Source organism: Pedobacter paludisoli (assembly GCF_052344095.1).
Lineage (GTDB): Bacteria > Bacteroidota > Bacteroidia > Sphingobacteriales > Sphingobacteriaceae > Pedobacter.
Genome location: NZ_CP179926.1, coordinates 1,482,603 through 1,508,993, shown reverse-complemented (window position 1 = coordinate 1,508,993; position 26,391 = coordinate 1,482,603). Strand labels below are relative to the sequence as shown.

Genomic DNA, 26,391 nt, shown 5'->3' with positions numbered 1-26,391 from the left:
TTAAAATTTTTTAATGAAAACTCTTTTAAATAAAATCATCTTTGCTTTAACTTTTGTGCTATTTGTTGGTGCAGTTAAAGCACAAACTGTGCAATGGGACAGTTTGTATCGCCCGGGTAGCTATACCAAATTAGTAGCAAAATTTAAGGAAGATCCTAAATCGAAAAACGATTACATCTTTTTAGGGAACAGCATTACAGCTGGCACCGATTGGGCTAAGTTGTTAAACCTGCCACAAGCAAAAAATAGAGGTATTTCTGGTGATATTACCTATGGTGTTTTAGATCGTTTGCAAGATGTAATTGATGGCAAACCTGCTAAAGTTTTTGTTTTAATTGGTATTAATGATATTTCAAGAAACATCCCCGATAGCGCCATCTTAGCGAATTACAAAAAGATTATTTCACGCATCCGAAAGGGTTCTAAAAAAACGCAGATTTATTTTTATACCCTTTTGCCGGTTAATAGCTCTTTCCAAAAATTCAAGAACCACTATGGTAAAGACGAACATATCTTGTATTTAAACGATCAAATTAGAACGTTCAAAGCAAAAAATGTAACCGTGATCGATTTGTATCCGGCTTTTTTGGATAAAGACAAGCATTTGCGAGCCGAATTAACGGCGGATGGATTGCACCTTATCCCGGCAGGATACAAAGTTTGGGCAGATTTATTAAACGCTGGAGGCTATTTAAAGTAATAGCTCTTTTCCCGCTAAAGCAATATTCTCAGCAGTGAGTTCCGTAAAGCTAGGCACATGCCCTAGCTTTTTTATTTGGGTATAGTTTAGAATATATTGCTCCGTTTCTGCATTTTCCTCTCCGTTAAAAATGATTCCTTTAATGGGAATTTGGTACTGTTTAAGCAGATTGATGGATAATAGGGTATGATTGATACTGCCCAGGTAATTTTGAGAAACCAAAATAACTTCAACGCCTAATTTTTTAATCAAATCGACTATCAGTTCCGAATTGTTTAAAGGAACCATCAAACCACCTGCACCTTCTATAATCAGGTTGTTTTCTGTTTTCGGAAGGATAATTTTATTTAAGTCAATTTCGATTTCATCTAGCTTGGCTGATAAATGCGGAGATAAGGGCTGTGTTAATCGGTAAGCTTCGGGATGAATACGTGTATGGGGGTTGTTGATTAGGCTCTTTACGGTTAAGGTATCACTATTGTCTAAATCGCCCGATTGAATCGGTTTCCAATAGTCTGCCTGAAGTTTTTGCGTAATAACGGCACTTGTGATGGTTTTACCAATGCCAGTTCCAATACCGGTTATAAAATATTTAGCCATGGGGGATAATGCGTTTTAAATAATCCACTAACGAAATAATCTCTTCGTCAGTGTTGAATGTATGTAGGCACATGCGTAAGCGTTCTTTTCCGATCGGAACGGTAGGACTTAAAATAGCCCGAACATCAAAATTGTTGCTTTGTAAGAAGGAAGCAGCTTCTTTTGCAGCCTGATTGGATGGAAAAAGGATGCCTTGAATGGTGCTAATGCTAGGAAGATTTGGTATATGTGTTTTTTCAATTTCGCTACGAAATAAGGCAATTTTTTCGTGAATACATTGCTGATCCGTTAGCTTTAATTGCTGGTAAGCCATGCGGATGGCCAATACCGAGTGGATGGGAGCAGCCGTGGTGTAAATGAACGAGCGCGAGAAATTAATCAAATACGAACGCATTTTTTTACTTCCCAAAATAATGGCTCCGTGAACACCTAAAGCTTTTCCAAAGGTGATAATGCGTGCAAAAACTTTATTTTCTAAACCAAATTGATTGACCAAACCATTTCCATAACGTCCAAAAATTCCGGTAGCATGTGCTTCGTCAACGATTAAGTTGGCTTCATATTTTTCGCAGAGCGATGCTAAATCAGTTAAGGGAGCAATATCGCCATCCATGGAGTACACACTTTCAACCACCACAAAAATGTTTCCTTTGGCAAGTTTCAATTTATCTTCCAGTGATGAAAGGTTATTGTGTTCGAATTTCAGTCGGTTAGCATGGCTTAGGCGGCAACCATCAATAATGCTGGCATGAATGAGTTCATCTGTCAGTATGGTATCGCCTCGTTGTGGAACTGAGGAAAGCAAGCCCAGGTTGGCGTCATAGCCAGAATTGTATAGTAATCCACTTTCTGCCACGTGATAGTCGGCCAATACTTGTTCCGTTTCTTCGGTAAAAGCGGTATTTCCGCTTAGCAATCGTGAGCCGGCAGCACCGTTACGGTAATCGGGTAGATGAAGCAGCGCTTCGTCAATACTTCGACTTAAGGTAGTTGATTTTGCAAAACCTAGATAATCATTTGAACAAAAATCGATGGGAAGAAATTGGGTCGACAAGCTTCTTAAAGAGCCGTTATCGCTTCTTTCTTGTAATTTTTGTTCCAGAAAGGATTCTATTTTTTGCATCGTCCAAAAATACAGAAAGCGCTCCTAAATTAGGAACGCTTTCTGAAATATCACGAACAATTGTTTTTTGGTTCTAAAACATTCAACCGTTAGCTTTGTGCAGGTGGATTTGAAACTACCGGAGCAGGCGCTTTTTTGCCATCTTTTCCATGCCCTTTTTTCATTTCACCTTTTTTTTCTGCTTTAAAGGCTTCGTATTTTGTTTTTTGTTCTGGAGTTAAAACGGCATCCAAATCACTTTGCGATTTTTCTAATAATGCTTTAATCTCTTTTTTGTTTTCTTTTAATGCAGCTTTATCCTCTCCTTTGTAGGCATCCATTTTTTTTGCGCGTTCCAATTGAATGGCGTATACTTTTGTTTTTTGATCAGCACTTAAACTTAACTGCTTATCTAAACCTGCAGTGGCTCTTTCAGCTCTTTGTTCAGCGGTTAGATTCGCCAATTGTTTGCGTTTTGCGCCATTCTGAGCAAATGCAGCACTGAATCCCATTACTGCAATTACTATTGTTAAAATTGCTTTTTTCATTGTTCAAATTTTATGTGTTTACTATTTTGATAGATGAAAAAAAATCCAAATGGTTTAATGGCGATTAATTTTTGTTTAATTGAGAAATTGATTTTTGCATTTGCGCCATCATTTGGGTTAAGGTTTCCATGGTTGGGTCCGGAGCAGGTTCTGGCAACGATGTTGATATATAAGCCTTTGCTTTCCAAATTTCGAGAATATCATCTGCGGCAAGGGTATACGGATCATATACTTTATTATCGGAAATCAATTTTAACTCTTTGTTTTCGCGAAATCGGTTGCCTGCTCGTTTGTATACCACTCCTTCGTTTTTACTGATAATGACATAGGTTTCACCGGCTTTAACTTCGTTCCAATTGTCGAGGTATTCGCCAATGATAACGCTACCCGGCTGTACGGGAAGCATACTGTCGCCCATAATTTCAAAAGCACGGAAAGTTCCCTGCCGTAAAGCGGGTAGGGGCAATTGAAATTTAGGAAGATCACTGATGTATTGTGGATCAGAAAAACCATTCAAATAACCCGCGCTTGCTTTTACTGGAACGAGCTCAATGTTCTCGCGATCGTTCTGATCTACTGATATACTTAATACGCGTAAATTGGAGCCGCTGCTTTTCGGTTTGGGTTTCCAGCTATCGGTGATTTTTTCATTGATGAATTCATCAATTGTTAAATCGAAGTATTCTGCTATTTTTTTTAGTAATTCATATTTCGGTTCTGCACGGTCTTCTTCATACGCTCCAATTAAAGATCTTTTAATTTCCATTATATCAGCAAATTGCTGCTGTGTATGACCTTTTTTCTTTCTGAGGTATTTTAAGTTGTTCGAAATATTTGACATAAAAATAAAATTTAAAATAAATTTGTAAATACTAAAAAAGTTAGTAATTTTATGCTCATAAAGTTAGTAATATTATTTTGAATTGCAAGAGGATATACTAAATAGTTTAGTTTTTTAATTTTAAAGCCGTTTTAGCATGAAAAAGTTTGTTTATATCGTAACCGACAGAAACCGTAACAGCCTTCACGTAGGCATGAGTTCAGATTTAATGAAAACATTGGAGTTTTATAAACAAATGCCCAACTTGTTTTTTGATAATGCGCAACAATTAACACGTTTAGTTTATTTCGAAGAATTTAAAACCGAAGAACAAGCCTTGGTACGTTTTAAATTGGTAAGCCGCTTTACACGCATGCAAAAAGAACGTTTAGTTCGTTCATGCAATCCAAATTGGATTGATTTAACCATTGGGTTGGATTTCGAAAATATTTTACTTCAGAAAACCTTAAATAATCAAGTAAGCCTGTCGTTTAGTAGCTTGTCTTAATATATGCGTCTGTTTTTTGAATTTTAGCGCTTGCTTACTTTTTATTCTTCTAGAATCACCATGGATTACCCAAAATTTCGCATAGTGAAGGAAATTTTAAACATCTTTTCAAGCAGTCACAGTGTAGGGGTTATCAGCTGTCTTAAAATAGATTGATTGTTTGGCTTTCTTTCGAGCTAAGTCTGGCTCATATCGCTATTTACGCTTTAAAAAACTATAAAAGTAAAAGAGGCTATCATTATTCATGAATAGCCTCTCTTTGATCTTGTTAAGCTAAATCGTCCCGTAGATTTATATAACAATACAAATATCTAGAAATCTGTATGTTGAATCAATACTTATAAATCAGTATTTTGATTTTTTGTAAGTATACTTTACACCTAAATAGAGAATAGGTTTTTTTCCATTGGAATTATGTTTTCTTTTTTAGGCGTATTGCCAACATAATAAAGCAAACTTTCTTCGTCACGTGAAGCCACCTTTACATGTACATTGCCTGCAGTTTCTTGAAATAATTTTTCAACTAAATCGGGTCGGTTATTGTCTCTTGATAAATGACTGAGGAGCAAATGTGTCATAAACACCGGTTTATGCGTGTTGAACAGCTCAAGTGCTTCTGAGTTGCTTAAGTGGCCTTTTCCACCGGTTATTCTCTTTTTTAGAAAGTAAGGGTAACGTCCGTTTTCTAATAAATTTGTATCGTAATTGGTTTCTAAAAATGCCGCATGGCAATTTTTAAATTGCTCAATAAGTCGATCGCACACTTGGCCAATATCGGTAAATACCCCTACTTGAAAACCTTTGCACGAAATACTAAAACTGTACGGATCGGCCGCATCGTGGTGTTTTGAAAATGCACAAATGCTCAAATCGCCAATTTGTATGGTTTCAAGATGGCTTAAAGGATAAATAAGTTCTTCTTCCAGCGTTAAACGACTGCTTATTAACGTATCGGTACTGATGTACACGGGTAAGCGGTACTTCTTGGCAAATATCCGTAATCCTTTGATATGGTCACTGTGCTCGTGTGAAATAAAAATGGCTTTTATTTTGGCTATAGATAAACCAAGTCGGTTTATTCGTTTTTCTACTTCTCGGGAACTAAGGCCTACATCGACCAAAATCGCTTCCTCCTCATTCCCTACATAATAGCAATTACCATTGCTTCCTGAATTGATTGATGTAAAATATAATCCCATGTTTTGGATTGCTAAGATAAAGATTAGCTTGGTGGTTTAAAGGGTTTAGCTTATTCTTTGTTGTGATGTGGCTGATATGCAGTAGTATGCGGCTTTAATTCTTTTTGAATTGTTTTTTGATGTACCGGCCAATAGAGGGGTCTTTTATATCTTCCATATCGCTTAATTCAAATTCTAAAGCTTTGGTACTTAACTGTATTTCTAAAAGTGATATAATTAACGAGATTGTAAAAAACAGCAAACTGAGTGCGAATAGTATTTCAGCCATACTATTTTTTTCTAAATAGATGAAAAACATACAGCAAATACAGCTTACAAAGCTGAGCACACCATAGGCTTGCATGTTTTTAATAAGGCGTAGGCGATAACGTAAATTGCGGATTTGATGCTGTAAGCCTGGTTGTTCTTTGTTTTCAAGGTATTTTGCATGCAAGGCTCTCACCAATGTTGCCAATGCTAAGAAGCGGTTGGTATACGCTAACATAATCAAACTAATAGCTGGAAATAGTAAAGCAGGAGTGGTAATGGTAATTTGCATACAGCTTTAAATTTTGTAATTTACTTCTGAAACCAAAGTAGCTAAAATTTCTCACAAAAATTAGTTTGGTTTTAATCATACCCGAAACCATTACAGTCTATGCAAAATTTGTTAAATTAAGTTTAAATTGCCTTTTATGGATATTGATTTTAATAGAAATGAAGATGTAAATAAGCAATTGGTGTACGATTTACGTACCCGATTGAAAAAAATATACAAAGGTGGAGGCGAGAAGAATGCTGCCAAGCAAAAGGAAAAGGGTAAGCTTTTGGCGCGTGAAAGAATAGCTTATTTGTTGGATAAAGAAAGTCCATTTTTTGAGATAGGCGCTTTTGCTGCCGACGGAATGTATCAAGAACAGGGTGGCTGCCCAGCTGCTGGTGTGGTTTGCGGCATTGGCTATGTGAGTGGGCGACAGTGTATGCTAATTGCTAACGATGCCACTGTAAAAGCAGGAGCATGGTTTCCGATGACGGCAAAGAAGAATTTACGCGCACAAGAAATTGCGATGGAAAATCGTTTACCGGTCATTTATTTGGTTGATAGTGCCGGGGTGTATTTGCCCATGCAAGATGAAATTTTTCCAGATAAAGAGCATTTTGGTAGAATGTTTCGCAACAATGCCATGATGTCGGCTGCAGGCATTGTTCAAATTTCGGCTATTATGGGGGCTTGTGTTGCCGGCGGGGCTTATTTGCCCATTATGAGCGACGAAGCCATGATTGTGGAAGGAACAGGTTCCGTCTTTTTAGCAGGCTCTTACTTGGTAAAATCTGCTATTGGCGAAGATATCGATAACGAGACGTTAGGCGGGGCAACCACCCATTGTGAAATTTCAGGTGTAACTGATTATAAGCATCCGAATGATGAAGCGTGTTTGGATAGTATTCGAAAGATTATGAGCATGCTGGCAGCGCCTGAAAATGCAGGTTTTGACCGAATTGTAGCGCATCCTCCTAAAGAAAACATTGAAGATATGTACGGAATTTTACCCGATAGCAGGGAAAAACCATACGATATGATGGAAATTATTAAGCGCTTGGTAGATAATTCAGAATTTGAACCGTATAAGGATGGTTATGGTCAAAGCATTATTTGTGGTCTAGCACGTATTGAAGGTTGGGCTGTGGGTATAGTGGCAAACCAACGCAAGGTTGTTAAATCGAAAAAAGGAGAGATGCAATTTGGAGGCGTGATTTATTCAGATAGTGCTGATAAAGCAGCGCGCTTTATTATGAATTGTAATCAAAAGAAAATTCCATTGGTGTTTTTGCAGGATGTAACCGGATTTATGGTGGGTAGTCGTTCAGAACATGGCGGTATTATTAAAGATGGTGCTAAGATGGTAAGTGCCGTAGCCAATTCAGTGGTACCTAAGTTTACCATTGTTGTGGGCAATTCCTTTGGCGCTGGAAATTATGCCATGTGTGGAAAGGCATACGATCCGCGCTTCATATATGCATGGCCATCAGCTAAAATAGCGGTAATGGGTGGTGCTCAGGCAGCAAAAACACTTTTGCAAATTCAAGAAGCCTCCTTAAAAGCAAAAGGGGCGGAAATTACTCCTGAAAAAGAAGCTGCTCTTTTGAAAGAAATTACCGAAAAGTACGATCGGCAAATGAGCCCTTATTACGCCGCGTCGCAGCTTTGGGTAGATGGTGTTATTGATCCGGTAGAAACTAGAAAGGTAATTTCGATGGGAATTGAAGCGGCTAATCAAGCACCCATTTCTAAACGGTTTAATGTGGGGGTTATACAAACCTAATATGTACAAAAAAACCTCGTAGGATGGTAATCGCTACGAGGTTTTTTGTATTAAATCCCTGATTAAGGAGCTTCAAAAATATCGGCTTCGATAATGCTAAACGCACCCTTCATCTTACTCACCGTACTTTGGTTCCCATCATCTAATTTTTTCCCATTTACTTCTACGCCCGTATCGGTATTGGTGCTGTTTCCAGAACCCAGTAATTGAATCGTTACTGTTTTACCACTCAGAGGTTTACACGTTGCCGTGAAGTAGCCCAAACTGGGTTCTGTATTCCCTTTAAACACTTCCTTTTCATCCACTAAAATGCGGATAGGATAGATTTTGGTTCTAAATCCGTTTAGTTTTAATGCCACTTGCGTTACGGTGCTCTTTTTTTCGAGTGTATATTTAATCCAGGCAGTTTCTAATTGACCATCGTTTACCCAATCGCTCAATTCATTATCGTCGATACTTAAATTGGCTTTTTCGTTGTTCGCACCAGCTTTTACCGATGTTATTTTAACCGTTTTGCGACTTACCGTGTACGATGGAACTGAAGGTGTTGGGCCTTTGCTTAAATTTGACTGTAATCCATCTGAAGGAAATTGAGACGATAGTCCATTTTCGTTCTTAACAGCTTTTGTTTCGAATGATATGCTCGCTGCTTTTAATCCTTCCGATTTAGCAGATAGCGTAATTTTACCGGCTTCGGTGGTCGAACGAATTAAAACGCGGTTTACCCCACATTCAATCGGTAGGTGTTTAGATAAAATGTAATTATCTGGCCCTTGAGCAATACCTCCACGCCATTCTGCAGGACCACTCAGCTCAAAATCAGCCTCATTAAAAGAAGTTGGACAACGATTTCCATCTTTATCAACTGTTTCAATTTGAACCAGTGCTACATCTGCTCCGTCTGCTTTGAAACCTGTTGGGTTTTGGATAGGTGTTAGTTTTAAGGCAACTGGAGCTCCTGCTGTTTTTAACTGCGTTTCGGCTAATTTTTTACCATCTTTTGTGTATGAAATAGCTTTTAAAGTCCCTTCTTTAAAGACAATATCTTTAAATGTGAATAAGAAATTGTAGCTTCTTTCTCCGTAACCTAAAGGTTTACCATTTAAGATAAGTTCTACTTTATCACCTGTGGCCACCACATAGATATTCTTTTTTGTGTTGGGTTTATAATTCCAATGGCCAATTAAATGAATACCTTCTTTTTTGGCATCTACCCAACCATCCCACATAACTTGATGGGCATAAAAAGCATCTTTAGGAATACGCATGGCATCTACTTCTCCACTTCGGCGGTAATTTTCTTCACCGCGATGATGGGTGTTCGAATCAGAGAAAATGATATTAACACCTCCTGAGCTTACTCTTGTTCCAGTTCCGGGACGTTCTATATAATATTCGTTCCAACGGATGACATCTTCAATGGCAAAAGAATCTTGATTTCTGTTGTAGCTACTGGCATCGGCGCCTTTGTGTAATGGACCTGCTCCATTTTTATGATAGGGAGGGGTATATTCATCCCAATATTTACGCAAGGCCTCATCTCTGGCGTACTCCATGCTCCAAACGGGTTTGCTAGCACTTTTATTGATGTACAACATTTCGCCTCCGTATTCGGCTTCTGGAATATCGAGCATTTCGCGCGAACCGATGGCTCTTCCTCCGTGTGGATCGAAAGTATTTCTAATTTCTTTCATTTCTATCATGTGTTCTTTACTGATAGATTCGTTTCCACATTCGTAAAATAGAATACTTGGATTGTTTCGATTGTAAATAATCGCATCGCGCATGACTTCTAATCGTTGATTCCATCTTACTCCCGTAACATCTTTTTCTGCATCGCCGGCAGGCATGGCCTGAATAAGGCCCACACGATCGCATGATTCAATGTCTTGTTTCCAAGGGGTAATGTGCATCCATCGAACTAAATTGCCATTGCTTTCGACCATTAATTGATTGCTGTAATCGCTTAACCAAGCTGGAACCGATAAGCCGATTGCCGGCCATTCGTTACTGCTTCTCTGTGCATAGCCTTTCATCATTAAAACACGGTCATTCAAATAAACCATTCCGTCTTTAAATTCAGTTTTCCTAAATCCGGTTTTAGTACTTATTTCGTCTACTATTTTGCCATTGATTTTTAAGCGTGATTGAATGGTGTACAAATAACCATATCCCCAACTCCAGAAATTTAAATCGCTTAATGCTGCTTCTGCTTTTAATAGGCTACTTTGGCCTGCAGGTATATTTTCGGCTTTAGATGAAAACGTTTTTAGTGTTTTGCCCGATGCATCTTTTACTTCTACCTCGTACATTACACTTTGTGTTTGTGCGCTTTCATTTTTGATTTCAGACTCCGATACAACTATCGCTTTGCGATTTTTGATGTCAAAACCCTTTGCGTAAACGTAATTTCCCGTAGTTTTTAATGTGGTGTATAAGGGTAAGGTTTGGTATACCTGTCCCGTAACATGTAAACGCACATTTTTAGAAATTCCACCGTAGTTGGCATTGAAATTTTTGTCGCTCCACTGATAGCCGGAATTGGTTGCTTTTTCTCGATAGTTCCAAGAGTTATCAATGCGTACAGCCAATACATTTTCTTTGTCGTAGCTTATTAGCTTGCTAATATCGAAACCAAAAGCGGTTACGCCATTTTCATGTCTACCAATGAATGTACCATTTAAATAAAACTCACCGGCTTGGCGCACTCCTTCAAACTCAAGAAATATTTTATTCGTTTGGTTGACATTGTTTAGTTTAAAATGTTTGCGGTACCAAGCAATCCCAGTTGGTAAATCTTCTATCGTTTTTTTAAAAGCGTCGTCTTCGTTCCAAGCATGGGGCAGTGTAATGTTTTTCCATTGGCTATCGTTAAAATTGGGCGCTTCTGCACCGCTTGCGTCTCCAATAAATAGTTTCCATCCGGGATTAAAGTTATATGTTTGACGTGGATTTTGTGCTAGGCAAATTGCAGGCAACAGGCAGTACATGAATAGTACTGAAATGATTCGTTTCATTCGGTGTGTTTAGTTTTTAAGGGGATTTAAGTTTAGTTCTTGATCTCGGTTACAGGTTATTTCTCCGTTTTGATATGTTAGTTCGGCCATTTGAATGGAGCTTCTTCGGGTGGTATAATTGTCAATGCCTTTGTTTTCAGGCGTTTTTCCCGGGTGTGTAAAATATATCACGAAGGCTCTATCTTTATTGATAATTACATCGCAATGTCCACCGATAACACCGTCATCGGCACCTGTACCCGGTTCTTGCAGGATGTTCTTTTCTTGACGTTTCCAATTTAGTAAATCGGTAGATGCATAAACGCCAAGGCCTTTCCAATTATCGACAATCATCCAATATTTATCTTTCCAGGCAAATACTTTTGGACCTTCGCAACCCTTATCGCCAACAATACGTTTTCCACTATCTTTCCAGGTATATAAATCTTTGCTATCGGCATAGAAAATAGATTTTCCGGCCATCTCGTTGTTGTAATACATGCGCCAGCCTTCATTGTTTGGTAGCTTAAAAACACTGGCATCGATACATCGGTCAGAAGCCAGTGGTAATTTGGCTTCAAATTTCCAGTTAACCATGTTTTTACTGGTGAGGTGGATGATGTAGCGGGGGTGACGCCAATCGGTAAAAATGCCTGGTACGTAGGTTAAAAACATGTGGTATAAGCCTTCGTTTTCAATTACATCAGGTGCCCAATGGGTATAATCAGGCAAGCGGTATTGAATATCGCAGGTATCACGGTATTTCCATTGGATTCCATCTTTTGATTCTGCAATACCGATTCTGGTTCCGTGTACCCAACTTACACCATCTAAATCTTTTTCATTGGCTCTACGATTGGTGTAGTACATGAACCATTTTTTTTCTTTTTTGTTCCAAATGACCACAGGGTCGGCTGCCCCGTCGAAAATGGGGTCGCGGTAAAGGGGTTTTGGAACCCGTAATTCTTTTTTGGAGCTTTGTGCAAAGCTTAGGGTAGTAGATAACGAAAGGAAGAGAAGTAAAATAAATTTCATGGTGTTAAAATAATCATCCGATGGATATAAAACATCGGATGATTGAATGTCGTGTAAATTTTACCAGCCAGGGTTTTGCATGGCTGTTTTTTGATCAGCACTAAGCGGTGCTCCATTTGATTTAATTACATCTAAGAAAGATTGAGGAATGGGTCTTAAATAGTGTTTGCTTTCAATAGGTCTGGCTTCATCGCTAAATTTTGCGGTACGCGAAACAAGGGTTTTTGTTCGTGCTAGATCTTCCCAACGCATTAATTCACCCATTAATTCTCTCGAACGCTCGTTTAAAATAAAGGTTAAAAATTTGTCAGCTTGAGAAGTTGAGCTTAAAGTTGTATAAAAATCTTTGGTTGAGTTAAAGATGTCTGTTTCACTGTTTAAATGCATACTGCTTAACGTATTTACGGTGGTAGTAGGGATGTTGTTCGATTCAAAATACGTGTTTTTATCGGAGTAAGAAATTAATGCATTTGCAGCAACCACGGGGTTAGTTTTATAAGCAACTCCACCGTCAACGTAGGCTGAGCGATCTTCACCGTCCTTGTATGCCGCGCGGTCTCTCACTTTATTTAAATACGGAATAGCTTGTGCGTATTGACCTAATCGACCATAGGCTTCGGCAGCAATTAAATATGTTTCTGCTAAACGAGCAAGAATTCCGTCGCGTTGTCCAAATTGTGAGGCTACCGAGTTTCTAGATCCGTCCATAAATTTAGATAGAGCTACAAACTGACTTACACCGTAGTTTCCATGTCCACCTAAATAACTTTGCGGTTGGCCAACAAAATAACGAACAAGCATGTTGGGCTTTCTGCGACCAATGTCGGTAGGCAATGTCGTTGCAGAGGTTAAATTAGCAGCTGTGTAACGTGTATCGCCAGCATTGTTTACGATGTATAATACTGCTTCTTCTCCGGCAACAAATTTAACCTGGCCGGCTTGCGCTGGAGTTGGAGCATTGCCTACTGTCCATTTAGGTGCCCCATTTGGGTTGTTGCAGATGTATCGGGTTTTAAAGCTTTTCCAGAAACGCGAGTCGTTTACACGGTCAAAAACATCTAATGCGTAATCCGTAGATCTACAACGTTGAAACTCACGATCACCAGGGATATCACGCACCATACCAGGTAAAGTTTGGTAGATTGATGGGTAATACAAATGGATTTGATTGCCATAACGGCCTTGTGTTGCTGTATTATTAGAGAACTGTGCAGCAAGAATTATTTCTTTGTTGGTTTCATTAGGACCATCTGGGGTGGTAAAATTCCATAAATCGCTAAAGTTGTTTGCGAGTACATAATTTCCGCTATTGATCACTAAATCAGCATATTTAATGGCATTTTGTAAATCGGCTGTTTTGGTGTCTGAATTCCAGCTATCGTTTAATTCACTGGCACGGAAAAGGTAGGCTTTGGCAAGAAAATGTGCGGCAGCGCCTTTCGTAATGCGACCGTTTTCAGTCACTGTAGGTGGTAACAAATTGTATGCTTCGGTAAAATCGGTAATTACTTGCTGATAAATTTCTTTTGCAGAACTACGGGTAAATTCTTCCTGAATGGTTTCTGAAGGTGTTAATTTCATTGGTACGCCACCAAATTGCTTTACCAGTTTAAAATAATCAAAAGCACGCATAAAATAGCCTTCACCTAAGCGGGTGTTTTTGGCCGAACCTGTATAATATAGGGGTACATTTTGGATTACAATGTTGGCTGAGTTGATGTTCTCAAACATGTTATCCCATACGCTGGCTGCATCGCCACTAAAGGAGTTTAAATTAGCATCGTATGAGTTCCACATTTGCTCGGTTCTATCGCCGCCTACGGTAAATTCGTCTACTCCGTAGTTGGTAGTGGTATAAGCCCATGTGTAGTTAAAGTGGAATTTTAAACTTTGATACATTCCAATTACCAATCCATCCAGTCCATCGGTTGTTTTAAAGTCGGCGGTGGTTTTGGCATTCACAACTTCTTCGTCTAAGAAGCTTTTTTTGCAGGAAGTAGGTAGCATGATTGATCCACCTAGTAAAACTGCAACGGATAATACATTTATAATCTTTTTCATGATCAATTTCTTTAAATAGCTTTAATGATTATAGCCCAATATTAAGTCCAAATACAAAACCTCTATTGAAAGTTGAACTTGCACTGTTGTTCGATACAAAAGAGGCATCTGGATCTATCCAGCCCACATTCGAGTAAATTAAGCCAGGATTTAAAGCTTGGGCATATACTCTTACTTTTGAAAGGGTTAACTTTTTAACGAAATTAAGCGGTAAGTTATAGCCTAATGAGATGTTTCTAATTTTAACAAAAGACCCATCTTGGTAGTTCATTGAACTTCTGTAGGTATCGCCTGCAGCACTCCCGTAATTGGGTGCTGGATAATTATTCGTAGGATTGGTAGGTGTCCAATAATCCAAAACGCGCTGAGCATAGCGGCCTTGTAGCGATTCTGCTCCGGTTGCAATTAGGAAATTATACCGCGCAATAATAAAGATGGATAAATCGAAGTTTTTATAGGTGAAGGTATTGGTCATACCGCCTGTCCAACTAGGGGTATATGAACCAATAATGGCTCTGTCGTTATTAGCATCTATTTTATAATCGCCATTTAAATCACGAACCTTAATGCTACCTGGTTTAAATTGTGCTGCTGCTGATGGAATATTGGCATTAAATTTGGCCATTTCGGCTAAATCTTCTGGCGTGTTTTGCCAAATACCGTCTTTTTGGTAATCATAGGCAACACGAACGCGTTGGCCAATGAATAAATTACTGGCAGTTACATTACCGTTGTCTAACTTGGAAATTTCATCTTTACTGGTAGAGAAGGCTAGTGTTGTAGACCAACTGAAATCCTTATTTCGTAGGTTTACAGTGTTTAAGGTTACATCAATCCCTCGGTTTTTTGTTTCGCCTATATTATCAAATGAAGTGGTATAGCCGTTGATCGAAGAAATGGGTTTTTCTAAAAGTAAATCGCTCGTTGTTGATTTATATAAATCGATGGTTCCGCTAATTCTTCCCTTCAGGAGGTCGAAATCGATACCTAAATTGTATTGAAGCGTATGTTCCCATCCCAAGGCTTTATTTGGAAGGGTGGGTGGGTTGGCTAAAGAAGCATCAGAAGAAACATATCCTGTTTGTACCGAGTTTCCAAAAGTATAGGTTAATGGCTGTAACAATCCTAAAGTGGTTCCGTACGAAATGGCCGAGTTACCCACACTACCCACACCTAAGCGCAGCTTTAATTGGTCTACCCACTTTACGTTTTTCATAAAATCTTCTTGCTCCATGCGCCATGCTAATGCGGCAGAAGGGAAGAAGTCCCACTTATTTCCTTCTGCAAGTTGAGATGCACCATCCCAACGAGCGGAGGCAGTTAGTAAGTATCTATTGTTAAAGGTGTAATTTACCCGTGCCATGTACGAAACCAATGTGTTTTTGCTTAAACCGGTACTAAATGCATCTAAACTGGGGATGTTTGAGCCACTTAATCCGTACCAAAGCGGATTGGCTAACGGAATTTTAGTTCCTGTCATGGAAGAGGTCTCTTGTTTGAAGTAGGATGAACTTTGTAATAAAGTTACCCCAAAATTGTGTTTTTTGATCGTCTTATCATAATACACTAAGTTATCCAAGGTCCATGAGAAACGGTTTGATTGATTTAACTGGGCATAATTGGTTGATCCTGCCTGGCCAGCTCCTCTATTAATAGAATTCGCATCCTGATATCTTCCATTGTATGAGTTATAGAAATCGGGACCAAAGTTTACACGGTATTTTAGTCCTTCCATTAAAGTAACTTCAGCATAGAATGAACCCAGTGCACGCATTACTTTATTTAAATTAACGTTATATTGGTCTTCGCCAATTGGATTTTGAATATTTACATCACCTCCGGGCAAATTAATGCGGTTTCCGTTTACATCAAACGGTACTGCTACCGGTAACATGCCCTGTGTAGCACCGTATAAACTGGTTGGCCCTGTGGCATTCCCGGTTGAGAAGCCATAATTTTGTAAGCCGTAGGTTGCGGTAATGTTTAACCCCATCCGGAACCATTTTACCGGATTCATATCTACACTTATTTTAGAGCTGTAGCGGTTATAATCTTGCCCTAATTGCGTACCCAATTGTCTTAAATAGCCAAAAGATCCATAGGCTTTCATTTTATCGGTACCTCCACTGGCACTCAATATATGATCTTGTGTTACACCGGTTTGTTTTACCATATCTACCCAATCGGTTGTAGGAACCAATGAACCGTCGTAGGATCCATTTGCCCAGCCTTTGTTGATGTTGTCTAAAACATATGGGTCGCCAGAAAATATTCTTCTATCGTCTGCCAAGGTTGGTATGGTTGGATAGGTAGAGGCTGCTGTAGCAGCGGGATTTAAATAACCCACACGGCGGTATGCATCACGACGAAACTCGATGTATTGAGCAGCATTCATCATTTCTGTTCTGTCTACAATATTTTCAATGGTTGCAGTACCTACATAATCTAACGTTAACGCACCTGCTTTTCCTTTTTTGGTGGTAACCAAAACAACCCCATTGGCACCTCTTGAACCGTAAATGGCAGTCGCCGATGCATCTTTTAAGATGTCAATGTTTTCAATATCGTTGGGATTAATGGCTTCAATGCCGCCTGAGGATAATGGAATTCCGTCGACTACATATAAGGGTGCATTACTAGCGTTAATGGAGCGAACTCCACGAATTAAAATGGAACCAACTTGTCCCGGACGTTCATTAGAGGTGATGTCGACCCCGGCAGCCTTACCTTGAACGGCTTGCAAAGCATTTTGAACAGGTCGTGATCGAATTTCTTCCGCACCAACGCTTGAAACTGAGCCGGTTAAATCTCTTTTCTTAACCGTGTTATAACCCACTACCACCACTTCATCCAAGTCGCTGGTAGCATCAACTAGCTTTACATTTACAGTGGTTCTTCCATTTACGGCTACTCCTTGCGTGGTGTAACCAACATACGAGAAAACCAATATAGGGTTCGCTTGTCCGTCCGGAATGGTAATGCTATACGCACCATTAGCATCGGATGTAGCGGTGGCAGTTCCGCTCTTTAATCGTACAATTACGCCAACGAGTGGTTCTCCCTTTTCATCCGTAACAATACCTTTGATAACGGTGTCGAATTTTTTTGTTTTTAACCGATTTGTTGAGGCGTTCTTTAAAACGTCCTTCGTAAATCCATAAGCATTGGATGATTCAGTTATCAGTAATAACGATAAAGCTGAAATTCCCATAATCAGAAATTTTTTCGCTGGGTTGGATTTTCGTCCTCGCAGCTGTTCTGAGTTCCAATTCATAGTTCTAAATTTGAGTAATAAATACTTGGTTAGTTTATTTGCTGTTAATTTTTAAATGGACTGATAGATGTTAGGGAAAGGATGAGGAATATTCAAGCACTAAAGATGATTCTTGTTGAACCGATTTTAACGATTTTGACATGATAATTCATTTTAAAACAGTACCTCAACTGAAGATACTTGCTCTTGGAAAAATATTTGGTTAATTGTTAATACGATATTACCTGTTTGGCTTGACAAGTCCGTCCTGCTCCATCCTGTAAGAAAGAAAATATGAATTTTCGAAATTTGCATGTAAAGTGGTGGATAATTTTTTAACCGAATATTTTAACAAAAAACAATTATGAAATTTAAAGAAGCAGATGAGCTGCAAGACGGAGATTTTTGCAAGGTCATAAAAGGTACACACAAAGGAAAATCGGGCATCGTACGTGATATTAATACCAGTAAAACGGGTCATATAACCATCACAGTCGTGCAAGAAAATTTAGAACGCTTTAAAACTTTGGGGCGGAACGTTTCCGTTGAAGTAGGTAAATAAAATGGATAAAACGCGTAAAATGGTGCAGTTTAGAATGTGCTACAGACTTCTGTTTTTGAAAGGATGAATTTGTTTTTCAAGTTATTATTTTCGAAAGTAAAAATCATTCTATTCTTATGAAAAATATATTTTTTTCACTAAAAGCGCTCATTGTGCTTGTATTGTTATTTTTTTATCAACCCTTAATGGCACAAGATGATGCGGCAGAATTAGCTAAAAAGTTAGCCAACCCCATTTCTTCTTTAGTTTCAGTTCCATTTCAAATTAATTCCGATTACGGTATTGGTAATTTAAATGGTTCTAGAACTACGGTGAATTTTCAACCTGTCTTACCTTTGAAAATTAGCAAAAACTTAAATTTAATAACCAGAATGGTGCTTCCGATTGTTTCGCAGTACAACATAACAGGCGTAGCTGAAAAACAAAGCGGGTTAAGCGATGCTGTAGTTTCTGCATTTTTCTCCCCATCAAATGGTAAAAACGGATTTACTTGGGGCGCAGGTCCCGCCTTTTTGGTGCCAACTGCTACAAACAATCTCTTAGGTTCAGATCAATTTGGAATAGGACCAACCGTTATTGCCTTAAAACAAGTAAATGGAATCACAATTGGAGCTCTTGCAAATCAAATATGGGGTGTTTCGGGAGATAATAGTAAGCCCGATGTAAACCAAATGTTTCTACAACCTTTTTTTAATTATAACTGGAAATCGGGTGCGGGAATTGGAGGTAACATGGAATTGACTCAGAATTGGACTGCCAACACAACAACATTGTGGATAAATCCAACTATTTCTGCCGTTGCAAGTTTAGGAAAACAAAAGACCCAATTTGCTATTGGTCCTCGTTTTAATGTGGCATCGCCAAAGGCTACAAAAGCCGATTTTGGATGGAGGGCAGTGGTGATTTTCCTTTTTCCAAAATAAATGAAAACATTTTTTCTAGTTTAATATTAACCAATGCCGCTAAAGTGAAAACCTTAGCGGTATTTTTTTTAAATAACCATTTCTAAAACATTTTAGTGCGCCCGATAGAAGCATTTATAGTTTTTGTGAGCGCGCAAATTTTGATGCCTATTGTAAAATTTTTACTAAAAACTTGTAATAAGGTTAAAAATAGAACCGTTTTATTGAAAATTATTCCCTATAATTGATTTTTCTCTAGTAAAACTATAACCAAATAATAAAACCATATTCATTGTTGTGAAAAAGATTATCCTCCCTTTTTTGTATTTCAGTTTATTTACATCCGCTGTTTTTGCACAAACGCCACGCGCATGGACTTCGGTAGAACAGCCCTTGAAAGAAATGGACGCCGTGCGGAAATTGATTCAGGCGCCCACATTTAAAAATCAAGATTTTATCGTCACAAAATATGGAGCCAAAGGCGATGGCACAACCAACAATACTACAGCGTTTAAAAAGGCGATAGAGGCATGCAACAAAGCCGGCGGCGGAAGGGTGGTGGTTCCTGCAGGAAAATATTTTAGTGGGCCAATTTACCTGAAAAGTAATGTGAACTTCCATGTAGAAGAAGGAGCAACTATTATTTTTAGCCGTGATACAAAAGATTATCCAATTGTGTTAACACGTTGGGAAGGGATGGACTGCATGAATTATTCACCTCAAATTTATGCCTATAAGGAAGAAAATATAGCCCTAACGGGAACAGGTGTTTTAGATGGAAATGCCGATGCCACACATTGGTGGCCTTGGAAAGGACGTACCGAATTCGGTTGGAAAAAAGGCGATCCAAATCAATTTAAAGCCCGCGATACCTTGCATGTTTTAATGCATAATCAAGTAGATCCGCGTAAACGTGTTTTTGGTGATGGACATTATCTACGTCCAAACTTATTAGCACCTTATCAATGTAAAAATGTCTTAATTTCAGGTGTGAAGATGATTAATTCGCCTATGTGGTTCATGAGCCCGGTTATGTGTGATAATGTAACCATTGACGGAGTGCGTGTGAATGCAAAAGGACCCAATACAGATGGCTGCGATCCGGATGCTTGTAAAAATGTATGGATTAAGAACTGCTCTTTTGATACCGGAGATGATTGCATTGCGATTAAATCTGGACGTGATGAAGATGGTCGTAAGTTTGGTCGCCCAGCAGAAAACCATATCATCGAAAATTGCATGATGAAGGATGGACACGGCGGAATTACGATTGGTAGTGAAATTGCCGGAGGAGCCAAAAACATTTATGCTCAAAATTGCCAATTAAGCAGTCCTGATTTAAACATGGTTATGCGTATCAAAACCAGTTCATCACGAGGAGGAACCATCGAAAATATTTTTATGAAAGATATCGAGATTGGTACTTTTAAAGAGGCTGCCTTACACTGCACAATGTTTTATGAAAAACCTGGTAATTTTATACCAAAGGTGCGTAACATCTGGATAGAAAATGTAACGGCTGAGCAGGGTGGCGATTGTGCTGTATTTGTGCGTGCCTATAAAGAATCGCCTGTACAAAACTTAAAATTAGTTAATTGGAATATCAAGGGTGTAAAAAAATCTTTTGACATCGATAATGTAAAAGATATGCAGCTTCAAAAGGTAATCATTAACGATAAAGAAGCTTCTTTGCCCAATTCAGTATTAAAACCATAAAACGAGTAAATTAACGATGTTCTTTGTCCTTTTTTTATAGCGCATTTTTCCTTCTGAAGAAGCGTAAAAGCATTCTTAAAAAGGCTGTATCTCCTAAAAATTATCCAAAGCGGAAATGAAAAAATATATCTTTTTAGCAATAGCATGTGCTTTTTATGCAAAACCAAGTATTGCGCAACAAACGAATCCTTCGCCACGCGTCAATAAATTGTTCAATTTTGATTGGAAATTCAAAGCCGGAAGCGTAACCGGTGCACAAAATGTTTCATACAACGATTCGGGATGGCAAAAATTGGATTTGCCGCATGATTTTCAAATCAACCAACCCTGGGATCAATCTGCCAGTGCCAGCCGGGGTTTTAAAGCCATGGGTGAGGGTTGGTATCGCAAAACGTTTAAAGCAGATCCGGGCTGGAAAGGACGGATAGTGAAACTTGATTTTGAAGGAATTATGGTGTATGGCGATGTGTGGTTGAATGGAAAGAAAATTGGGGGTACCGATTACGGCTATCTGGGTTTTGAGTCGGATATAACTTCCTTGCTAAAATGGGATGCCGAAAATGTTGTTACGGTATACTCAACAACGGGAACTACCGGCGGCTCGCGTTGGTACACAGGCGGAGGCCTTTTCAGAGATGTTCATGTTTTGGTAACGGATAGCGTTTCTATAGCACGTCATGGTGTGTTTATCACCACACCGGAAATAACATCAGATCGTGCAAGTGTGAAGGTTCAAGTAGAGGTTGAAGGTAATCGCCGCAAGCGTGCTTCTGTTCAAATTGTGACCAAAATTTATGCGCCAGACGGAAAATTGGTAGCTGAAACAAAAAATAATACACCCGCAGTTTCAAAAAGGCAAACCGACGAAGTTCCGCTGCCCGAAGTACGTATTGCTGCCCCTCAAGTGTGGTCTTGCGAAAACCCCGCCCTTTATTCTGCAGTGGTTTCTTTGTATCAAAATGGGAAAGAAATTGATCGCGTAACCGAGAAATTTGGCGTACGAACCATCGAGTTTTCAAAGGAATTTGGATTTAAATTAAATGGCAAAAAGGTATTTTTAAAAGGGATTGCCAATCACAGCGATTTAGGTGCAGTAGGTACGGCGGCTTTTGAAACGGCTATCGCCCGACAAATGGATTTGCTTAAATCATTTGGATACAATCACATCCGTACATCGCACAACCCGTACTCAGAGGCTTTTTTGCGTTTGGCAGATGAGAAAGGGATTTTAATTGTGGATGAATTGTACGATAAATGGAGCAACAAAGATTATTGGGTAGGCCGCGAACCTTGGACCAATACCTGGTATAAAAATCTTCCTGAATGGATTAAACGCGACCGAAATCATCCCTCTGTCATTCTGTGGAGTTTGGGAAATGAATTGCAAATGCGTGAAGATTTATCGGGGTATCCAACTGGCGATTTTGGAGTGACTACTTATCGGCTGATGGACGTTTTGGTTAAACGATACGATCCAACACGTAAAACAACTGTTGCAATGTTTCCTGCTCGTGCTGGTGGTATTGGCAAAAGCGATCCAGGATTTAATACCAATATTGTACCACCCGAATTGGCAACGGTGACCGATGTATCCAGCTTTAATTACCGTTGGTTCAATTATGCCGATTACCTGAAACATGCGCCTGATATGAATATTTATCAGAGTGAGGCTACTACCAACGAATTATTGTCGCCCTTTTTTGGAATGAATCGTGATAAAATGGTTGGATTAGCTTATTGGGGTGCAATTGAATATTGGGGTGAATCAAACGGATGGCCAAAAAAAGGCTGGAATTTTTCCTATTTTACGCATGCCTTAGAGCCACTTCCGCAAGCTTATCTTATTCAGTCTGCTTTTGAAGATAAACCATTGGTTCACATTGCGGTACAAGATAGTGTAGATGAAAAGTTAGAATGGAATGATATTAGTGTGGGTGGCAGATCAATTTCATCTCATTGGAATCGAGTAGCTGGAAAAAAATACAATGTGTTTACCTATTCAAATGCCTATCAAGTAGAATTATGGGTTAACGGGAAATTGCTCGGCGTACAAGAGAATAGCCAAGAAATAGCCAAGCGAAACATTCAATTATGGAAAGATGTAACGTATGCTGCGGGAAACATTCAGGCGGTAGCAAAAGATAAAGATGGAAAGGAAGTTGCACGATATGTTGTGGAAACAACCGGTAAAGCTGTAGCCCTAAAACTGGTGCCTGAAAATAACAAATGGAAAGCTGATGGAATGGATCTCCAATATGTAAAAGTGTATGCGGTAGATAGTAAAGGTCGTCAGGTTCCTGATTTTGATGGTGAAGTGGTTTTTGATGTTTCAGGAACTGCTCAAATTATTGCGGTCGACAATGGAAATCATCTAAGCAACGAGGTTTTTTTAGGGAATAAAAAACAAATGTTTAAAGGTTTTGCCATGGCAATTTTACGTTCAAAGCAAACAGCAGGAACCGTTAACGTATCAGTGAAGGCCAATGGTTTAAAAACATCAAGCAAAAAACTAATAACCCAATAATTTGATTTTTAAAAACGTTTACGGTCAAAGTATTTAAAATGGAGTAGATAGCAGGCCATGAAGGGTTAATTTCGGTCAATTTTATACAATCTTCCACTGTCGGTAATAGTATAAAGTGCATTGTCTTGGCCTTGAATAATGTCTCTAAATCGTTGTTGTTCATTGGCAAATAATCTTTCTTCTCCAATAACGCGATAATCGTTATTTAAAACTAAACGGATAATATGGGTTTGCGTAAGGGAACACAAAAACAAATTATTTTGCCATTCGGCGATGCGTGAACCTGCGTAGAAGGTTATACCACTTGGCGATACAACGGGATCCCAATAATAGAACGGCTGTTCCATTCCATTTTGTTGTTGAATGGCACTGCCAACGGCTTCGCCGCTGTATTCAATCCCATATGAAATAATGGGCCAACCATAATTTGCGCCCGGTTTTAGACGATTCAATTCATCGCCGCCTCGCGGACCATGTTCGGTTTGCCATATTTCGCCTGTTACCGGATGAACGGCCATTCCTTGCGGATTGCGATGACCAATGGTATACAGTTCAGGTAAAGCCCCTGTTCCTGAAAAACTGGGATTTCCGCTAGCTGCTGCTCCATTGGTGTTGATACGAATGATTTTACCAATGCTGCTGTTTAATGCTTGCGATTCTTGGCGGATTACATTGGCAGTACGGTCTCCAAAGCTCACCAATAAATTGCCTGTTCCATCAAACATGATGCGCGATCCGAAATTACTCGTTGCAGTTCCGGGCGTTGTAGAAGTATATAAAACCAAGGGAGATTCGATGGTATTTTCAGCAGTCGATAACCGGCCTTTAGCAACCGTAACAACCGTTCCTCCTGTTACGCTTCTGACATATGTCCAATAAACCATGCGATTTGTCGTGAAATTGGGGTCTATGCAAAGGTCTAATAAGCCACCTTGCCCCGCACTATTAACAGTAGGAAACCCCGTTATTGTAGCACCCACTGTACCCGTATTACTTACGATACGCATGGTGCCAGATTTTTCAGTTATTAAGAAGCGTCCGTCAGGTAACTGTGCTATTCCCCAAGGATTAACCAATGCACTTGTTAAGAGGGTAGCTTGGATACTCGTAGTAGTTTTTACACTCCCAATACGCGTTTGACCCGCAAAAGCAGGCTTATAATTGGCGTTGGCGCTACCGGTTTCAACCGGATTACCCGTACTGGGATTTTCGGTTGGAGTTGTAGGTTCTTCAGTTCCGTTATTTTTTGAACAGGATGCAAACAGCAGTATTCCGAGTACCCATGTGCAGCAAATGATTCTTGTATGCATAATTTCTTAGAAAATAAGTACGAGCGGCATTTATTGTGGACGCAAGAAAAGAATCAAAAACTAAACCAAAAAATCTCAATAAATAAGGGGAGAAGAAGAGGCCTTAGCTGCCAGGTATGTTAAACTTGATATAATTCTTCATTAAAACACCAACGGCCACTATTTAGCGGCCGTTGGTGTGCTTTTTTATTTCTTTTTGTAAGCTAGCAACCGTAGTGCATTGGCCACCACTAAAAGCGTAGAACCTTCGTGTGCTGTAACAGCTAAACCAATGCTGGTAATATCCAAAATGGTAAGCGGTATTAATGCCGCTACAACCCCTAAGCTTACCCATAAATTTTGCTTAATGATTCCCTTGGCTTTTCTACTAAGTCCAATGGCAAAAGGTAAGCTTTCTAGTCTATCACCCATTAAGGCAATATCGGCGGTTTCTAAGGCAACATCCGAACCAGCAGCACCCATTGCAATACCTACGGTACTTTTAGCCATGGCCGGTGCATCGTTCACGCCATCGCCCACCATGGCAACCATTTTTTCCGATCGGTCTAACGCTTCTACTGCTTTTACTTTGTCTTCTGGCATCAGGTTACCCATTGCATCGGTAATGCCAATTTGTCTAGCTACCGATTCGGCTACTTTTTGATTATCGCCTGTTAGCATAATCATCTTTTTAATACCTAATTCGGATAGACTTTTTAACGTAGATTGGGCTTCATCTCTTGGGATATCCATCAACGATAGTATTCCGATAAAAGTTCCATCCTGCTTAACCAACATCGAAGTATGTCCATCGCTTTCAAGTGCTCCCACTTGAGCCAGTATTTCGCTGTCGATTACATCACTTTCAAATAAGGCTTTGTTTCCGATTAGAATTTTTTTGTTTTCCACTTCGGCCTGTACACCGCGACCAATAATGCCTTTTACATTAAGGGCTTCAGGTATCTTAACCTCTCCAAGTTTAGATAATCCACCTACCACAATAGCTTGTGCTAAAGGATGATCGCTTAGTTTTTCAACAGCAATGGCTATTAAAAGTAAATCCTTTTCAGCAATGCCGTTTAACGGAATAACATTAGTTAGCTTTGGTTTTCCTTCAGTTAGGGTTCCGGTTTTGTCAAAAGCAATGGCATTTAACGAACCTAAATCTTCTAATGGACGTCCTCCTTTAATAAGCACACCTGCACGGGCAGCACGGGCTACTCCACTCAAAACCGCACTTGGAGTAGAAATTGCCAATGCGCAAGGACTAGCCGACACTAAAACGGCCATCGCTCTATAAAAGCTTTGTTTAAATGTTTCATCAATTACTAGAAAGGAGAAACAAAGAAGTGTAACCAAAACTAAAACAATGGGCACAAAGTATCTTTCAAATTTATCGGTAAATAGCTGTGTTGGCGATTTTTGTTTCTCAGCCTCATTAACCATTTTAATTAAACGTGAAATCGTTGAATCTTTTGCCTCTTTGATTACTTTAATTTCCAGTGCTGAAGCCCCATTTATAGTGCCAGCAAAAACGCTGTGTTGAGCTGGAATATTTTTTGCCTTGCTATAATCTTGTTCTGGGTTAGGTACAGGGGTTTTATCTACCGGAACACTTTCTCCGGTTATAGGAGCTTGATTGATGCTTCCTTCTCCTTTAACCACTACACCATCGGCCGGGATTTTACTATTGGGTTTTACCAGGATAATATCTCCCAAAACTAAATTTTCAATCCCTATTTCCATTTCTTTACCTCCTTTAAAAACTAAGGCAGTAGGAGGGGCAAGATTGGCTAAGGCTTCAATTGATTTACGGGCTTTGTTCATGGCATAATGCTCCAATGCATGTCCTAAACTAAAGAGGAATAACAATAAAGCTCCCTCCATCCATGAGCCTAAAATTGCAGCCCCGATCGCAGCAACCAGCATTAAAAAATCTATTTCAAAACCACCTTTCAAAACTGTCTGAATGGCTTCTTTAGCCGTAAAATATCCACCAAAGAAAAAGGATATCATGTATAAAACTAGACTTACTTGCGCATCTGCTAGGCTTAATTTATTTATAAGAACGCCAATACCTAATGTTGCTCCACATATTAGTGAAAATATTAGCTCTGTGTTTTTACCAAAGATGCCACCATGACTGTGGCCTTCTTCACCATGATTGTGAGGAGCCTCGCCTTCTTTATGAACATGTGGGGCTTTGCCTTCGTTGGAGTGTTTATCTTGTGTTTCCATTGTAAGTATTTAGATGTTAACTAATTTACAGGTAT

At 39.2% G+C, this 26,391-nt stretch carries 19 protein-coding genes; 7 read left to right on the top strand and 12 right to left on the bottom strand.

Annotated elements, in window-relative coordinates; translation table 11 throughout:
• Positions 1 to 13: 13 nt before the first annotated feature.
• Positions 14 to 700, top strand: a complete 687-nt coding sequence (locus ACJVDK_RS05975) for a GDSL-type esterase/lipase family protein (protein ID WP_443939371.1) — start codon at positions 14 to 16, stop codon at positions 698 to 700.
• On the opposite strand, the gene bioD is transcribed toward ACJVDK_RS05975, so the two are convergent.
• From bioD to ACJVDK_RS05955, 4 genes are all read right to left on the bottom strand, one after another.
• Complete coding sequence (gene bioD, locus ACJVDK_RS05970; protein ID WP_443939370.1) at positions 692 to 1,300, bottom strand: dethiobiotin synthase; 609 nt, start codon at positions 1,298 to 1,300, stop codon at positions 692 to 694. The two genes, ACJVDK_RS05975 and bioD, sit on opposite strands and share 9 nt — an antisense overlap.
• Positions 1,293 to 2,423, bottom strand: coding sequence for an aminotransferase class I/II-fold pyridoxal phosphate-dependent enzyme (locus tag ACJVDK_RS05965; RefSeq protein WP_443939369.1), 1,131 nt, complete (start codon positions 2,421 to 2,423; stop codon positions 1,293 to 1,295). The genes bioD and ACJVDK_RS05965 overlap by 8 nt, the downstream gene beginning before the upstream one ends.
• Before the next feature lie 89 nt (positions 2,424 to 2,512).
• On the bottom strand, positions 2,513 to 2,950 hold the full coding sequence (locus tag ACJVDK_RS05960) for a hypothetical protein (RefSeq protein ID WP_443939368.1): 438 nt from the start codon (positions 2,948 to 2,950) through the stop codon (positions 2,513 to 2,515).
• A 64-nt stretch (positions 2,951 to 3,014) separates the two neighbouring features.
• Positions 3,015 to 3,791, bottom strand: coding sequence for an XRE family transcriptional regulator (locus ACJVDK_RS05955; protein WP_443939367.1), 777 nt, complete (start codon positions 3,789 to 3,791; stop codon positions 3,015 to 3,017).
• Positions 3,792 to 3,927: 136 nt separating this feature from the next.
• Between ACJVDK_RS05955 and ACJVDK_RS05950 the strand changes: the two genes are divergently transcribed.
• Positions 3,928 to 4,278 carry a GIY-YIG nuclease family protein gene (locus ACJVDK_RS05950; RefSeq protein ID WP_443939366.1) on the top strand — a complete coding sequence of 117 codons (351 nt, stop codon included), beginning with the start codon at positions 3,928 to 3,930 and terminating at the stop codon, positions 4,276 to 4,278.
• Between the two features lie 380 nt (positions 4,279 to 4,658).
• Here the strand turns inward: ACJVDK_RS05950 and ACJVDK_RS05945 are convergent, their stop codons facing one another.
• Both ACJVDK_RS05945 and ACJVDK_RS05940 read right to left on the bottom strand, forming a co-directional pair.
• Positions 4,659 to 5,477, bottom strand: a complete 819-nt coding sequence (locus tag ACJVDK_RS05945) for an MBL fold metallo-hydrolase (protein ID WP_443939365.1) — start codon at positions 5,475 to 5,477, stop codon at positions 4,659 to 4,661.
• Positions 5,478 to 5,571: 94 nt separating this feature from the next.
• Entirely contained in the window at positions 5,572 to 6,015 is a 444-nt protein-coding gene (locus tag ACJVDK_RS05940; RefSeq protein ID WP_443939364.1) for a DUF2721 domain-containing protein, read from the bottom strand.
• A gap of 136 nt (positions 6,016 to 6,151) precedes the next feature.
• On the opposite strand from ACJVDK_RS05940, the gene ACJVDK_RS05935 reads away from it, so the two are divergent.
• Entirely contained in the window at positions 6,152 to 7,780 is a 1,629-nt protein-coding gene (locus ACJVDK_RS05935) for an acyl-CoA carboxylase subunit beta (RefSeq protein ID WP_443939363.1), read from the top strand.
• 62 nt (positions 7,781 to 7,842) lie between these two features.
• On the opposite strand, the gene ACJVDK_RS05930 is transcribed toward ACJVDK_RS05935, so the two are convergent.
• Genes ACJVDK_RS05930 through ACJVDK_RS05915 form a run of 4 tightly spaced genes read right to left on the bottom strand, consistent with a single transcriptional unit; the run spans position 7,843 to position 17,146 of the window.
• On the bottom strand, positions 7,843 to 10,797 hold the full coding sequence (locus ACJVDK_RS05930) for a glycoside hydrolase family 2 protein (RefSeq protein ID WP_443939362.1): 2,955 nt from the start codon (positions 10,795 to 10,797) through the stop codon (positions 7,843 to 7,845).
• Between the two features lie 9 nt (positions 10,798 to 10,806).
• Positions 10,807 to 11,811 (bottom strand): family 43 glycosylhydrolase, encoded by a 1,005-nt coding sequence (locus ACJVDK_RS05925; RefSeq protein ID WP_443939361.1) that lies wholly within the window; start codon positions 11,809 to 11,811, stop codon positions 10,807 to 10,809.
• A 60-nt stretch (positions 11,812 to 11,871) separates the two neighbouring features.
• Entirely contained in the window at positions 11,872 to 13,872 is a 2,001-nt protein-coding gene (locus tag ACJVDK_RS05920; RefSeq protein WP_443939360.1) for a RagB/SusD family nutrient uptake outer membrane protein, read from the bottom strand.
• A 28-nt stretch (positions 13,873 to 13,900) separates the two neighbouring features.
• On the bottom strand, positions 13,901 to 17,146 hold the full coding sequence (locus tag ACJVDK_RS05915; protein WP_443939359.1) for a SusC/RagA family TonB-linked outer membrane protein: 3,246 nt from the start codon (positions 17,144 to 17,146) through the stop codon (positions 13,901 to 13,903).
• 343 nt (positions 17,147 to 17,489) lie between these two features.
• Here ACJVDK_RS05915 and ACJVDK_RS05910 point away from each other — a divergent pair, with 343 nt between their 5' ends.
• From ACJVDK_RS05910 to ACJVDK_RS05895, 4 genes are all read left to right on the top strand, one after another.
• Positions 17,490 to 17,687, top strand: a complete 198-nt coding sequence (locus tag ACJVDK_RS05910) for a KOW motif-containing protein (protein ID WP_443939358.1) — start codon at positions 17,490 to 17,492, stop codon at positions 17,685 to 17,687.
• A gap of 116 nt (positions 17,688 to 17,803) precedes the next feature.
• Complete coding sequence (locus tag ACJVDK_RS05905) at positions 17,804 to 18,610, top strand: hypothetical protein (RefSeq protein ID WP_443939357.1); 807 nt, start codon at positions 17,804 to 17,806, stop codon at positions 18,608 to 18,610.
• A 276-nt stretch (positions 18,611 to 18,886) separates the two neighbouring features.
• Positions 18,887 to 20,305: a glycoside hydrolase family 28 protein gene (locus tag ACJVDK_RS05900; RefSeq protein ID WP_443939356.1), complete on the top strand. Its 1,419-nt coding sequence runs from the start codon at positions 18,887 to 18,889 to the stop codon at positions 20,303 to 20,305.
• 115 nt (positions 20,306 to 20,420) lie between these two features.
• Positions 20,421 to 22,829, top strand: a complete 2,409-nt coding sequence (locus ACJVDK_RS05895) for a glycoside hydrolase family 2 TIM barrel-domain containing protein (protein ID WP_443939355.1) — start codon at positions 20,421 to 20,423, stop codon at positions 22,827 to 22,829.
• Positions 22,830 to 22,894: 65 nt separating this feature from the next.
• Here the strand turns inward: ACJVDK_RS05895 and ACJVDK_RS05890 are convergent, their stop codons facing one another.
• Both ACJVDK_RS05890 and ACJVDK_RS05885 read right to left on the bottom strand, forming a co-directional pair.
• On the bottom strand, positions 22,895 to 24,139 hold the full coding sequence (locus ACJVDK_RS05890; RefSeq protein ID WP_443939354.1) for a PQQ-dependent sugar dehydrogenase: 1,245 nt from the start codon (positions 24,137 to 24,139) through the stop codon (positions 22,895 to 22,897).
• Between the two features lie 186 nt (positions 24,140 to 24,325).
• Positions 24,326 to 26,356 (bottom strand): heavy metal translocating P-type ATPase, encoded by a 2,031-nt coding sequence (locus ACJVDK_RS05885; RefSeq protein ID WP_443939353.1) that lies wholly within the window; start codon positions 26,354 to 26,356, stop codon positions 24,326 to 24,328.
• Positions 26,357 to 26,391 lie beyond the last annotated feature (35 nt).